This is a genomic window from Corynebacterium sp. CCUG 61414, from assembly GCF_024453945.1.
Lineage (GTDB): Bacteria > Actinomycetota > Actinomycetes > Mycobacteriales > Mycobacteriaceae > Corynebacterium > Corynebacterium pseudogenitalium.
In genome coordinates, this window is the sequence record NZ_JAGPYU010000001.1 from 406,268 (window position 1) to 418,929 (window position 12,662).

Below are 12,662 nucleotides of genomic sequence, written 5' to 3' on the forward strand. Positions count from 1 at the left end.
TCAAAGCTCTTCTGTTTCCGCTAAGGTGTTGTGCGTGAAGGACTTCGATCAACTTTTTGCTCAGCTCACTGAAACTGCCGACTCCAAGCGCTCTGACTCAAGCACGGTGCAAGCGTTAGAGAAGGGCGCCCATTTCATCGGCAAGAAAATCATCGAAGAAGCTGGTGAAGTGTGGATCGCTGCCGAGTATCAGTCTGACGAGGAGCTGGCGGAGGAAATGAGCCAGCTGATGTACTGGACCCAGGTAATGATGCTGCAACGAGGTCTTACCCCTGATGACATCTATAAATACCTCTAAGGATTTCGCCTGATGATTAAGTTTGCGGTTCCAAATAAAGGCTCTTTGTCAGAGAAGGCGCTCCAGATTCTCAAAGAGGCCGGTTACAAGGGGAGGGGCACGTCAAAAGCCCTGAATATCTGGGATGAAGAAAACGGTATTGAGTTCTTCTTCCTGCGCCCAAACGACATCGCTATTTACGTTGCTCAAGGCCACCTTGACCTGGGTATCACTGGGCGAGATTTGGCACTCAATTCCCATGCCGAAGTAGAAGAAGTACTTCCGTTGAGCTTTGGTGCATCGACATTCCGGTTTGCTGCCCCGCAGTCTGAAACGTGGGCGGTGCCTGATTTGGAAGGTAAGCGGATAGCAACTTCATACCCGCACCTCGTGATTGACTATCTTGACGGGCTCGGCATCACTCCGAAGGAAGTCATTGAGCTTGACGGCGCTGTTGAGATTTCGATCAAGTTGGGCGTCGCGGACGTTATTGCTGACGTCGTATCCACTGGTACGACGCTACGACAACATGGGCTGGCACCATTTGGGGAGCCCATTCTTGCCAGCGAAGCCGTCGTCATCAAGCGTAAGGGCGTAACGCTAGCAAACGAACATGAGGTAGTGCTTCAGCGTATCCGCGGCATCTTGAACGCAGAGAACTTCCTGATGCTCGATTACAACATTTGCAGAGATGACCTCGACAAAGCCAGCGAACTTACACCAGGCATGACGGGGCCGACTGTCTCGCCGCTGTCGCGCGACAACTGGGTCGCGGTGCGCGCTATGGTTCCGCGAACCCAAGCGAATGCGGTTATGGACGCTCTCTCTGAAATTGGCGCGGAAGCCATTTTGGCCACTCAGCTGCGCATTGCACGCCTATAGGATTTTCAATTAATCACCGATAAGTCACCCCTATCCCTATTATTGGGGTGACTAGGTGGCCCAAAAGTTGTATAGCGTCGAATTTGCGTACAATCAGTGGCATGAGTAATCGAATTGAAGAAGATCTGCTTGGCACACTCGAAGTGCCCTCCGACGTCTACTACGGCATCCACACCCTGCGTGCCGTCCACAACTTCCCGATCTCCGGCCAGACCATCAATGACCTGCCAGAGTTCATTCGTGGCATGGTGGAAGTAAAGAAAGCCACCGCACTGGCCAACAACCGCCTCCACGTTCTGCCAAAGAAGAAGGCGGACGCCATCGTCAAGGCCTGCGACGAGATCCTCGACAACGGTCGCTGCATGGACCAGTTCCCAATCGACCAGTTCCAAGGTGGCGCTGGCACGTCCCTGAACATGAACACCAACGAGGTTGTCGCAAACCTCGCTCTTGAGATCCTCGGTGAAGAAAAGGGTAGCTACGACATCATCAACCCGAATGATGACGTCAACATGTCCCAGTCCACCAACGACGCATACCCGACCGGCCTTCGCCTCGGTGTGTACTACGCCGTCCAGGGCCTGCTGACCGAGCTTGAGGAGCTCACCAAGGCGCTCAACGCTAAGGGTGAAGAGTTCGACGACATCATCAAGATGGGGCGCACCCAGCTCCAGGACGCAGTCCCGATGACGCTCGGCCAGGAATTCACTGGCTTCGGCGCACTGCTTGAGGAGGAACTGGACGTCATCAAGTCCGCAGCACAAGCACTGCTGACCGTCAACCTCGGTGCAACCGCAATTGGTACCGAGCTCAACACTCCAGACGGCTACCGTCAGAAGATCGTTGAGGCTCTCGCGGAAGTCACCAAGCTGGATATCAAGGGCGCACCGAACCTGATTGAGGCAACGTCCGATACCGGCGACTACGTATGGATGCACTCCGCACTGAAGCGCGCCGCGATGAAGATCTCTAAGGTATGTAACGACCTGCGCCTGCTGTCCTCCGGCCCACGTGCTGGCCTGAACGAGATCAACCTGCCGGAAATGCAGGCTGGCTCTTCGATCATGCCTGCGAAGGTGAACCCTGTCATCCCTGAGGTTGTAAACCAGGTGTGCTTCAAGGTCTTCGGCAACGACGTTGCCGTCCTGACCGCATCTGAGGCTGGCCAGCTCCAGCTCAATGTCATGGAGCCGGTAGTTGCCGAGGCCCTGTTCAATTCCATCCGTCTCCTCACCAACGCAGTCCGTACGCTGCGTGAGAAGTGCATCGTTGGCATCACCGCTAACAAGGATGTGTGTGAGGCCTTTGTGAACAACTCCATCGGCATCATCACATACCTGAACCCAGTGATCGGCCACCACAATGGTGACGTCATCGGTAAGGAAGCTGCTGCTACGGGTAAGAGCGTTCGTGATCTTGTTCTCGAGCGTGGCCTGCTCACGGAGGAGGAGCTGAAGGTTGTGCTGGGCAAGGACAACTTGATGCACCCAGAGTACCGCGGCGAATTTTTCGACGAGGACTAATCAACCAAAAGTAGTAAATCTCACACTCCCCTGATTCGGTAGTTATCGCCTCTTAGTGCGATAATGGAAGCGAATACTAATTCGACCGAATCAGGGGAGTTCCTGTGTTACTTGTGATACAACTCATCATCCTGTTCGGCGCCATTGTTCTCGGCGCCCGGATGGGTTCCATTGCTATCGGTTTTGCCGGTGGCCTTGGCGTTTTGCTTCTCGGACTCACTGGTATGTCCGTAACCGCCGATGACATCCCCTTTGATGTCATCGGCATCATCATGTGTGTGATCGCTGCTATTTCTGCAATGCAGCTGGCGGGGGGCATGGACTATCTCGTGTACCTCGCTGAGAAGTTCCTACGCCGCAATCCAAAGCGCGTCACGGTGTACGCGCCAATCGTTACTTGGTTGATGACCGTGCTGGCAGGCACTGGCCACACCGCTTTTTCCACTCTTCCAGTTATCGTTGAGGTTGCTAAGGAGGGCGAAGTTCGCCCATCCCGCCCGCTTTCGGTCGCAGTCATCGCATCGCAGATGGCAATCGTGGCTTCCCCGATTTCGGCAGCAGTCGTCTTTATGGCCTCCGTGCTTGAGCCTCTGGGCGTCGGCTACCTGCAGTTGCTCGGCGTCATGATTCCTGCGACCTTCCTCGCGATTTTCCCAACCGCTTGGGTTTCGAACAAGCTTGGTAAGGACCTCGTTGACGACGAGGTGTACCAGCGTCGCCTCGCAGACGGTCTCGTAGCAAAGTCGAGCACCACCGAAGACAGCTACAAGCCGAAGGATGGCGCAAAGGCCTCCGTGTGGATCTTCCTTGTCGCGATTGTCATCGTTATGTTCTACGCGACGATCATCTCCGATCAGATCGGTCTCATCGAGAACCCAACCGTCCCTCGTAACGAGGCAATCATGGCGATCATGCTTTCCGCTGCCGCTGCGATCCTGCTTATTACGAAGTCTCGCGCAGCTGAGGTCTTGAACACCCAGGTGTTCCGTTCCGGCATGTCTGCTTCTGTGTGTGTGCTTGGTGTTGCATGGCTGGGTACGACCTTTATTAACCACTACATTGAGGACATTCAAAACATTGCTGGTGACGTCCTGACGGCACAGCCATGGCTGCTCGCAGTCGTTCTGTTCTTCGCCGCATCTCTGCTCTACTCGCAGGCTGCCACCGCGAAGGCACTTATCCCAGCTGCTCTCGCAATTGGCGTCAGCCCGCTCACCGCTGTTGCAGCATTCCCAGCAGTGTCCGCACTGTTCGTGCTTCCGACGTACCCAACCCTGCTTGCAGCAGTGGAGATGGACGATACAGGCTCGACCCGAATCGGCAAGTACGTCTTCGACCACCCATTCATTCTGCCGGGTATCGTCTGCATCGCAGTCTCGGTAATTCTCGGCTACCTCATTGGGGCGGTGCTGATTTAAAGCTAAACTAGGGGCATGTCTACACAACATCACGACAGCCCCAAGTCCGAAGTTCTAACTGATGTGGAGATCGCTCAAGCGCATACGCTTGAACCGATCTCCACTATTGCGTTCAAGGCCGGTATTTCCGAAGATGCGCTGATTCCATATGGCAAGTACATGGCCAAGGTCGACCCCTCGCTTGTCAAGGACGATAAGCAAGGCAAGATCATTCTTGTCACAGGTGTTTCCCCAACCCCAGCGGGGGAGGGGAAATCCACCACACTGATTGGCTTAACTGATGCGTTTACAAACCTCGGCAAGAACGCCATTGTTGCTTTGCGGGAACCTTCTCTCGGCCCTGTGATGGGTTTGAAGGGCGGCGCGGCAGGTGGTGGCTACTCGCAGGTGGTTCCGATGGAGAACATTAACCTCCACTTCACTGGGGACTTCCACGCGATTACCAGTGCGAACAATACGTTGGCTGCGATGATCGACAACCACATTCACCAGGGCAACGAGTTGAATATCGACCCGCGGCGTATTACGTGGCAGCGGTGCTTGGACGTCAACGATCGTTCCCTGCGAAACGTAGTAACTGGTCTGGGGGGACCAGCCCACGGAGTACCGACGGAGACTGGATTTACGATTACTGCGGCTTCGGAAATTATGGCAATCCTCGGTCTTGCGAACGACCTTGACGACCTCCACGAACGCCTGGCACAAATCACTGTCGGTTTTACCTACGATCGCAAGCCGGTGACTGCGGGTGAGCTTAATGCAGCCGGGGCTATGACAGCGCTGCTAAAAGACGCATTGAAGCCGAACCTTGTGCAGACCATGGGTGGCACTCCTGCATTTATCCATGGCGGTCCGTTTGCAAACATTGCCCATGGTTGCAACACCTTGATTGCCACGAAGACAGCACAGAAGTGTGCTGACTACGTCTTTACGGAAGCGGGATTCGGGGCTGATCTCGGCGCGGAAAAGTTCTTCGATATCAAGTCACATTACGGTGACCTCGACGTGGCTGGCGCGGTAGTGGTCGCCACTATCCGTTCTATCAAGTACAACGGTGGTGTTGACCGCTCCGATCTCAAGGCTGAAAATATTGATGCGCTGGCGAAGGGCATTGTGAACCTTGAGCGGCACGTCGAAAACCTTCGTAAATTTGGTGTCCGCCCTGTCGTGGCGCTCAACCTGTTCACTTCTGACACGGATCGCGAACGCGCTTGGATGGCAAAGTGGGCAAAGGATTTCGGTGTTGCACTGGAAGAGGCCGAGGTATGGGCGCATGGCGGTAAAGGCGCCGAGAAGCTGGCAAAGACGGTCCTTGACAACCTGGTCGACGGTGCTTCTTCGTCGCTGTACAACCCGGAGGAAGGCGTCGAGCAGTCAATCGAGACGATTGCCCGCGAGGTATACCGCGCGGCAGATGTTCAATACTCGGATGCGGCGCGGAAAGACCTCGAGAACTTGCGTGCGAGTGGCGCAGATGCCCTACCGGTATGTATCTCGAAAACGCAGTACTCGTTTAGCGACGACCCCTCTCGCCTCGGAGCGCCCGAGGGCCACACGTTGCATGTGCGTCAGCTCATTCCGCGTACGGGTGCCGGATTCGTACTAGCACTCACTGGTGCTGTGATGACAATGCCTGGCCTGCCGAAAAAACCAGCAGCCAACAACATTGATGTCGATTCGAGTGGCAACATCAAGGGGCTATTCTAGTTTTAGCCTGCAGTGGTCCGTCGCGGTGTTTACTCCACATCCGCCGCGGACCCCGGCCACCCAGGGTACTGCGGTGGCGTCCCTCCGAACTCCGGGCAGTACGCCTGAAACGCACACCAATCACAGAGCCTGGAACGTTTTGGTCGGAACTGTCCGGATTCACCGTCACGGGTAATTTTGGCCCAAAGTTCACCGAGGTCGCGCTCGAAGTACTCGAGTTCTTCACTTGAAGGGGTAAGGAAGAGTGAATCTGCCACCTTGAGGTACATGAGCCGCAGTTGATCAGGTATTTCGTTGAAAAGCCGCCAGTACACCAGTGCGTAGAAGCGCATCTGGAACTTCGCGTCGTGTGAGAACCTTGGCTGTGGTTTCTTGCCGGTCTTGTAGTCAACGACCCTGATTTCACCAGTTGGCGCGACGTCAACGCGGTCGATGAAGCCTCGCACGGGCACACCGTTGGGCAGCACAGTATTGACATACATTTCTTGCTTGTGTGAGTCAAAGCCAAGTGGGTTTTCCATCTGGAAATATCCGCGTAGGAGCGTGCGGGCGTCGATAAAAAGCAGTTGTTCGTCCTCGATGGGGTCTGCAACGCTGGGGTCCTGTTCGCACATCTTCTGCCATGCGGGGACGATGAGTTTCACCGCCGCAGGGTAGGTGCGTTGTTCGCGTTCCATCCCAAACAGTTCCTCGAGGACGGCATGCACGAGGGTGCCTTTGACCTGGGGTTCAGTTTTGGGTTCTTCGATTTTGTCGATCGCTCGCAGCCTGTAGAGCAGTGGGCACTGCTGGTAGTCGGACGCGCGCGAGGGGGACAGGGCTAACGGTTTCGCTTTCATATTCGTCCTATCCTAGTGGTTTCTCTCGAGCTAGACTCGCACGTATGACTACATCGATTGATTCGTTTCTTCGATTTCTTAGTGCGAGCCCGAGCGCGTTCCACGCAGCTAACCAAGTTCGCTCGTTGCTCGTAGGCAAAGGATTTCTTGACGACGCCAGCTCCACTGCATCTCCCACAACTCCGGGTGGCCATGTGGCCGTCGAAGGAGGGGCAGTCATAGCGTGGTGGATACCCGAAGAGTTTGACTCCGAGACCAGCCGATTTCGGATTGTTGGGTCACATACGGATTCCCCGGGGCTTATGGTGAAGCCGAGGCCTGACGTTGAGGGAGAGGGGATACATCAGGTGGCAGTTGAGGTCTACGGCGGGCCGATTTTGCAGAGTTGGTTCGACCGTGACCTTGCCTTTGCGGGGCGTGTGGTGGACGCGAGTGGGAAGACCCACTTGGTAAATTCTGGTCCGATTGCTCGGGTCCCGAACCTCGCAATTCACTTGTACCGAGCGGATACGCCTCCGGTTGAGCGCCAACAACACACGCAGCCGGTGCTCGGCGTGGATCGTCCGCTCTTGGAAGTCATCAGTGAGCAAATTGGGTTGGGTGGCGAGTCAATTGCTGCGCACGAGCTGATTACGGTAGATACGCAGCCTGGTGCAGTGATTGGTAACATGCTGATGGCTGGTCGGCTTGACAACCTTACCAGTGTGTGGGCGAGCCTAGAAGCGCTGATTGAAGCCCAACGTGAGGCAACACATTCCGATGTATTGGTTCTCGTCGCGTTCAACCACGAAGAGGTCGGTTCAAACTCACCGACGGGCGCAGCAGGCCCACTACTCGAGCGATTCCTACGACGAATCGCGTCCGGGCTGGGGGTCAATGACTTCCTGAGCCTCTGCGCTAGGTCTTCGATGATCTCAGCCGACGCGGCTCACGCGGTGCACCCGAACTATGCAACAAAGCACGATCCTTCGCACCGCCCCTTGCTGAACGCCGGGCCTGTCCTGAAGGTGAACGCAAATCAGCGTTACGCCTCCGACGCGGAAACTGAGGCAACGTGGCTTCGCGCTTGCGAGGCGGCGTGTGTGCCGAACCAGGTGTTCGTCGGAAACAACGACGTCCCTTGCGGTTCGACGATCGGACCTATCGCCGCGACGCGCCTTGGCATCCCTACCGTGGATGTTGGTGTTCCGTTGCTCTCGATGCACTCCGCCCGTGAAATGTGTGGGGTAGAGGATATGAAGTGGTTTGTACAGGCGCTCCACGCCTTTTACACGGACGCACGAGTGTAAGGCATACTGAACAACATGTATTCAGGTCCATTTCGCGTTGGCGATAAAGTCCAACTCACGGACGCAAAGCGTCGCCACTTCACCATCCAACTCGTTGAAGGAGGGCAGTTTCACTCACATAAGGGGATTGTCAGCCACGACGACATCATCGGCGCGCACGAAGGCTCGGTGGTGAAGTCCACCTTGGGTGCGGACTATCTCTGTTTCAGGCACCTGCTTGTTGATCACGTGTTATCCATGCCACGTGGCGCCGCGGTCATTTATCCAAAGGATGCCGCTCAGATTCTTGTCGAGGGTGACATTTTTATGGGTGCGCGCGTGTTGGAGGCCGGCGCAGGTTCCGGTGCTCTCACGATGTCGCTCTTGCGTGCTGTCGGCCCCGATGGTCATGTGTTTTCCTACGAGATCCGCGATGATCATCTGAAGTTCGCGAAAGACAACGTAGAGGACTACTTCAACGGTCGCCCTGATTGGTGGACACCACGTCTGGGAGATTTCGGTGAGGTCACTCAAGAGGACCTTGGTGGACCAGTTGACCGCGTGATCTTGGACATGGTTGAGCCGTGGCACTTCATCGACACCGTCAAGAATGTGTTGATCCCCGGTGGCGTTTTCATGACCTACGTGGCAACCGTCCCGCAGCTGATGAACATTATGGAGGGCATCCGCGAGGCAAAGTGCTTTACGGAACCTCGCGCATGGGAAACCCTGCTGCGTGAATGGAAGGTCGAAGGTCTGGCAACTCGGCCAGAACACCGTATGAACGCGCACACTGCATTTCTCGTGTGGACGCGCCGACTCGCGGACGGAGTGACACCACCTCGTCCGCAACGGCGCGCGCGTCGCTAAGATTCCTTGTATGACTGAACGCTTGCCCGAAGTCCAGGTACTCACACGCGACAACCAGCAGCTCCGCGCGCGCAATGCACAGCTTGCGGACATGCTCAAAACCAGTCGGGACAAGCTGCAAGAGCTCTACGAACAGGTCGAGTCCCTCGGCGACCCAGCTTCGACGTACGGCCTGTTCCTTGCGTCCACTGGCAATGGAACAGACGCTGAAGTCTTTACAAGCGGTCGGCACATGCGTGTCAAGGTCGCGCCAACGATCGCGATCGACCGAGTGAAGCCGGGGTCGCTGGTGAGGCTTGGCGATGGCAGCGTGGTACTCGAGGTCTGCCAATATCCTGCTGTGGGCCAGCTAGCTACGCTCGTTGAAAAGCTGGACGCCGGTCGCGCTATTGTGCAAGACATCCAGGGAACGGAGCACGTCGTACGGCTTACAGACGAGCTACAACGTGAAAGCCGTGCCGGTGACACGTTGCTTACTGATGTGCGCGCACAGTTCGCGTTTGAGCGCATTGCAAAGACCGAGGTGAACCAGCTTTCACTCGAAGAAGTACCCGATGTGACGTATGAGGACATCGGCGGGCTCCAAGAACAGATTGAGCTCATCCACGATGCGGTTGAGCTGCCGTTCGCCCACCCTCACCTTTACCAGCAGTATGACTTGAAGCCCCCGAAGGGCCTGCTACTGTACGGCCCGCCCGGGTGCGGTAAGACGCTGATTGCGAAAGCGGTCGCGAATTCGTTGGCGCACCGGCTTGGTCATAGTGCGTCGGCGCACTTCATCAACGTGAAGGGCCCCGAGCTGCTGAATAAGTTCGTGGGAGAGACCGAGCGTAGAATCCGGCTGATTTTCGAGCGTGCGAGGGAGCTCGCCTCGGAAGGTCGCCCCGTGATCATTTTCTTCGATGAGATGGAGTCGATCTTCCGTACCCGCGGTTCGGGGGTGTCCTCCGATATGGAAACGACAGTTGTGCCGCAGCTGCTCACAGAGATTGACGGCGTAGAAGATATTTCGAACGTCATCGTCATCGGCGCGACGAATAGGGAAGAGCTCATTGACCCTGCGATTCTCCGACCTGGACGCCTCGATATCAAGGTGCGGATTTCACGCCCGACTAAAGCTGAGGCCCTCGATATCTTCGGCCGCTACTTACGCCCTGACGTCCCTCACGCAGTTCCTATCGAGGAGCTTTCACAGATTGCCGTCGAGGAGTTGTTTGCGCCGCGGCCTTTCGTCCGTCTCCGGTTGATTGATGGTTCTGAGGAGACGTTGCACTACTCTGACTTTGTGTCTGGTGCGATGATCGCGAACATTGTCAGCCGCGCCAAAAAGCTTGCTATCAAGGATGCTATTTCCGGCGAGTCAGATACCGGCGTTACTGCGGAGCACCTGCGTGCGGCGGTTCGCGCGGAGCAGCAGGAAAATGAAGACCTGCCAAATACTGCCGACCCAGACACTTGGTCGCGCCTAGCCGGTCGACATGGCAAGCAAGTGGTCGCTGTGGAGGTCGTCGCTAGGTCAGCATCCTAGAAACTCAGCGAGGGAGCGCGTTGCGGCATCAAAGTCTTGGTCGCTCAGCGTTGAGAAACTGAGCAGTGCAAAACAGTCTTCACCAGCGCCAGTTGAATCACCGGTCGCGCAAACGCAGCCGACGCGTTTCAGCTGCTCCCTGAAGCGCTGCAGATCGCGTTGATGAGAAAACTCAACGATAATGTCAGCGCTACTCGTGTTGCTCATGGTGGCGTTGCTCGCACCACTGGCTTCGGCAATACGCTCGAGGAGTGGGGTTACCTGTCGACGCCGCTTCGCAAGCCTAGTGTGAAACGCTTTGGTGCTTTTCCGGACGGTGCCATCAGTCAGTAGGTGCGCGATCGCGTGTTGGGTAACTGTCGACACCGGCATTCCTAGCACTTCCCGGGTCTCTTGCACCGAGGAAAACGTATCCGGTGTGGTAACGATGTAGCCGGCGGAAAGTTGCTTGTGCAGCAGCGTTGTGAAAGTACCGAGCGTGAGCACATTGCCTGAGTTAGGTAGAGCACTCAGTGTCGGTTGGGGAGCCGTTCGATAGCGCAGTTCTGTGTTGAAATCATCCTCGATGAGCAACGTACCCGTTGCCGAGGCCCATTCGAGTAACTCAACGCGTCGGCGTACTGTCATGACACCGCCAAACGGCGGCACGTGTGCTGGCGTGATGAGCAGTGCGTCGATGTCGCACGGAAGCTGCGAGACTAAGACGCCTTCGTCGTCACATTGGCAGGGCACCGTCGCATGGCCTGCGAGAGCGATCACGGAACGAAGCCCGCTAGACTCCGAAGTTTCAACACCAACTCGGACGCTGTTGCCAATAGACATCAGCGTGAGCAGCAGTCCTTCGCGGGTCCCACCGGTGACGATGACCGCCTCCGGAGCAACGTGAAGCCCACGAGCTACTCGCAGGTGCTCGGCGATTGCAGTCCGTAGTTTCGGCTCGCCTTGTGGGTCGGCCTGTTTCGGCACGCAATATGAGGCTTCGCGCCATGCACGGTGCCAGGCTGCCGGGCGGATCATGCCGTCGATACCTGATGTTGGGACCAGCGAAAGTACTGCAGGTGTTGACGCCTCGTTGGATGCTCTTTGCCTCCGTTGTATCGACTGCTTCGGTACTCGGAGCTCAGGATGAATCCTTGTTGGTGCTCCCTGCGTGGTATCCAGATAGCCTTCGCTGATGAGCTGATCGAACGCGCTGACCACGGTCCCACGCGATACGCCGAGTTGGGCAGCAAGCTCGCGGGTAGATGCGATGGTGTCTCCGGGTCGCAGTGTGCCTTCGGCAACCGCGGTTCGGATTTGCGCTGCGATTTGGGCAGGAAGTGAAAGTGATGCGTTACGCGAGACTGGAAAGAACATACTCACCAACTGGTACAAAATATTGCTGTAAAACTGGACCTCGTAATCGTCCAGATCGTACCGCATGATGGAACCCATGACTGATTTTTCGAAACATGCAGAGTTGACCAACAGCTTGCGCGGCGGCGTCATTATGGACGTCGTGACCGCAGAGCAGGCGAAGATTGCGGAGAATGCCGGCGCCGTTGCCGTCATGGCACTTGAGCGAGTCCCGGCAGACATCCGTGCCCAGGGAGGGGTGGCGCGTATGTCCGACCCCGACCTCATCGAAGAGATCCTCGACGCGGTGGAAATTCCAGTCATGGCAAAGGCGCGCATCGGACACACGGTCGAGGCCGCGATCTTGGAGCATCTCAAAATCGATTACATCGATGAGTCCGAGGTGCTCAGCCCAGCTGACTATGTCAACCACATCGATAAGAACGCATTCGACACCCCCTTCGTGTGCGGTGCGACAAACTTGGGTGAAGCACTTCGCCGCATCAATGAAGGCGCGTCCATGATTCGTTCCAAAGGCGAGGCTGGTACTGGTGATGTCTCCGAGGCCACGAAACATATCCGCACTATCAAAGCCCAAATCGCACAGCTGCAGGCTACGGTAGCGTCTAACCCAGATGAGCTCTACGTCGCGGCGAAAGAGCTGCAAGCCCCATATGATCTGGTGAAGTACGTTGCTGAACACGGCGAGCTTCCCGTTGCCCTGTTCACCGCTGGTGGCGTTGCAACACCAGCTGACGCAGCTCTGATGATGCAGCTTGGCGCTGACGGCGTCTTCGTTGGCTCGGGTATCTTTAAGTCCGAGCATCCAGAGAAGCGCGCGGAAGCTGTCGTTCGTGCAACCCGCAACTGGCAAGACATCGCCGAAGTCACAGCAGCTTCACGCGGCCTTGGCGAGGCAATGGTTGGCATTAACGTAAGCGATCTGCCTGCGCCGCATCGCTTGGCTGAGCGCGGCTGGTAAATGCCAGCACGGGAGGTAGCGTCGCGGTACAGT

Annotated in this window: 11 protein-coding genes; 9 read left to right on the plus strand and 2 right to left on the minus strand. The window is 56.5% G+C overall.

Annotated elements, in window-relative coordinates; all coding sequences use genetic code 11:
- Window positions 1–34 precede the first annotated feature (34 nt).
- The 5 genes from KBX14_RS01960 to KBX14_RS01980 all read left to right on the plus strand — a co-directional run bounded on the left by KBX14_RS01960 (window position 35) and on the right by KBX14_RS01980 (window position 5,807).
- Entirely contained in the window at window positions 35–298 is a 264-nt protein-coding gene (locus KBX14_RS01960; RefSeq protein ID WP_252930882.1) for a phosphoribosyl-ATP diphosphatase, read from the plus strand.
- 12 nt (window positions 299–310) lie between these two features.
- Window positions 311–1,159, plus strand: coding sequence for an ATP phosphoribosyltransferase (gene hisG / locus KBX14_RS01965; protein WP_070362458.1), 849 nt, complete (start codon window positions 311–313; stop codon window positions 1,157–1,159).
- Between the two features lie 101 nt (window positions 1,160–1,260).
- Window positions 1,261–2,682: an aspartate ammonia-lyase gene (gene aspA, locus KBX14_RS01970; protein ID WP_070362459.1), complete on the plus strand. Its 1,422-nt coding sequence runs from the start codon at window positions 1,261–1,263 to the stop codon at window positions 2,680–2,682.
- Window positions 2,683–2,786: 104 nt separating this feature from the next.
- Window positions 2,787–4,100, plus strand: a complete 1,314-nt coding sequence (locus KBX14_RS01975; protein ID WP_070362460.1) for an anaerobic C4-dicarboxylate transporter — start codon at window positions 2,787–2,789, stop codon at window positions 4,098–4,100.
- A gap of 15 nt (window positions 4,101–4,115) precedes the next feature.
- Window positions 4,116–5,807, plus strand: coding sequence for a formate--tetrahydrofolate ligase (locus tag KBX14_RS01980; RefSeq protein WP_070976923.1), 1,692 nt, complete (start codon window positions 4,116–4,118; stop codon window positions 5,805–5,807).
- Between the two features lie 29 nt (window positions 5,808–5,836).
- Here KBX14_RS01980 and KBX14_RS01985 read toward each other — a convergent pair whose 3' ends face one another.
- Entirely contained in the window at window positions 5,837–6,646 is an 810-nt protein-coding gene (locus KBX14_RS01985) for a RecB family exonuclease (RefSeq protein WP_070976926.1), read from the minus strand.
- Between the two features lie 44 nt (window positions 6,647–6,690).
- Here KBX14_RS01985 and KBX14_RS01990 point away from each other — a divergent pair, with 44 nt between their 5' ends.
- Genes KBX14_RS01990 through arc form a run of 3 tightly spaced genes read left to right on the plus strand, consistent with a single transcriptional unit; the run spans window position 6,691 to window position 10,312 of the window.
- Window positions 6,691–7,935: a M18 family aminopeptidase gene (locus tag KBX14_RS01990; RefSeq protein WP_256020415.1), complete on the plus strand. Its 1,245-nt coding sequence runs from the start codon at window positions 6,691–6,693 to the stop codon at window positions 7,933–7,935.
- Window positions 7,936–7,950: 15 nt separating this feature from the next.
- A complete protein-coding gene (locus KBX14_RS01995; RefSeq protein ID WP_070477125.1) occupies window positions 7,951–8,784 on the plus strand; it encodes a tRNA (adenine-N1)-methyltransferase in 834 nt (277 codons plus the stop codon).
- Between the two features lie 10 nt (window positions 8,785–8,794).
- Entirely contained in the window at window positions 8,795–10,312 is a 1,518-nt protein-coding gene (arc, locus tag KBX14_RS02000; protein WP_256020417.1) for a proteasome ATPase, read from the plus strand.
- On the opposite strand, the gene KBX14_RS02005 is transcribed toward arc, so the two are convergent.
- A complete protein-coding gene (locus KBX14_RS02005) occupies window positions 10,301–11,734 on the minus strand; it encodes a PLP-dependent aminotransferase family protein (protein ID WP_256041743.1) in 1,434 nt (477 codons plus the stop codon). The genes arc and KBX14_RS02005 overlap by 12 nt on opposite strands.
- 10 nt (window positions 11,735–11,744) lie before the next feature.
- On the opposite strand from KBX14_RS02005, the gene pdxS reads away from it, so the two are divergent.
- Entirely contained in the window at window positions 11,745–12,629 is an 885-nt protein-coding gene (pdxS, locus tag KBX14_RS02010; RefSeq protein ID WP_369822092.1) for a pyridoxal 5'-phosphate synthase lyase subunit PdxS, read from the plus strand.
- The last annotated feature ends 33 nt before the right edge of the window (window positions 12,630–12,662 follow it).

Coding starts and splice junctions, on each gene's coding strand:
- arc (WP_256020417.1), top strand. CDS start 8,795: ATGACTGAACGCTTGCCCGAAGTCCAGGTACTCACACGCGACAACCAG.
- KBX14_RS01990 (WP_256020415.1), top strand. CDS start 6,691: ATGACTACATCGATTGATTCGTTTCTTCGATTTCTTAGTGCGAGCCCG.
- KBX14_RS01985 (WP_070976926.1), bottom strand. CDS start 6,646: ATGAAAGCGAAACCGTTAGCCCTGTCCCCCTCGCGCGCGTCCGACTAC.
- KBX14_RS01980 (WP_070976923.1), top strand. CDS start 4,116: ATGTCTACACAACATCACGACAGCCCCAAGTCCGAAGTTCTAACTGAT.
- pdxS (WP_369822092.1), top strand. CDS start 11,745: ATGACTGATTTTTCGAAACATGCAGAGTTGACCAACAGCTTGCGCGGC.
- hisG (WP_070362458.1), top strand. CDS start 311: ATGATTAAGTTTGCGGTTCCAAATAAAGGCTCTTTGTCAGAGAAGGCG.
- aspA (WP_070362459.1), top strand. CDS start 1,261: ATGAGTAATCGAATTGAAGAAGATCTGCTTGGCACACTCGAAGTGCCC.
- KBX14_RS01995 (WP_070477125.1), top strand. CDS start 7,951: ATGTATTCAGGTCCATTTCGCGTTGGCGATAAAGTCCAACTCACGGAC.
- KBX14_RS02005 (WP_256041743.1), bottom strand. CDS start 11,734: ATGCGGTACGATCTGGACGATTACGAGGTCCAGTTTTACAGCAATATT.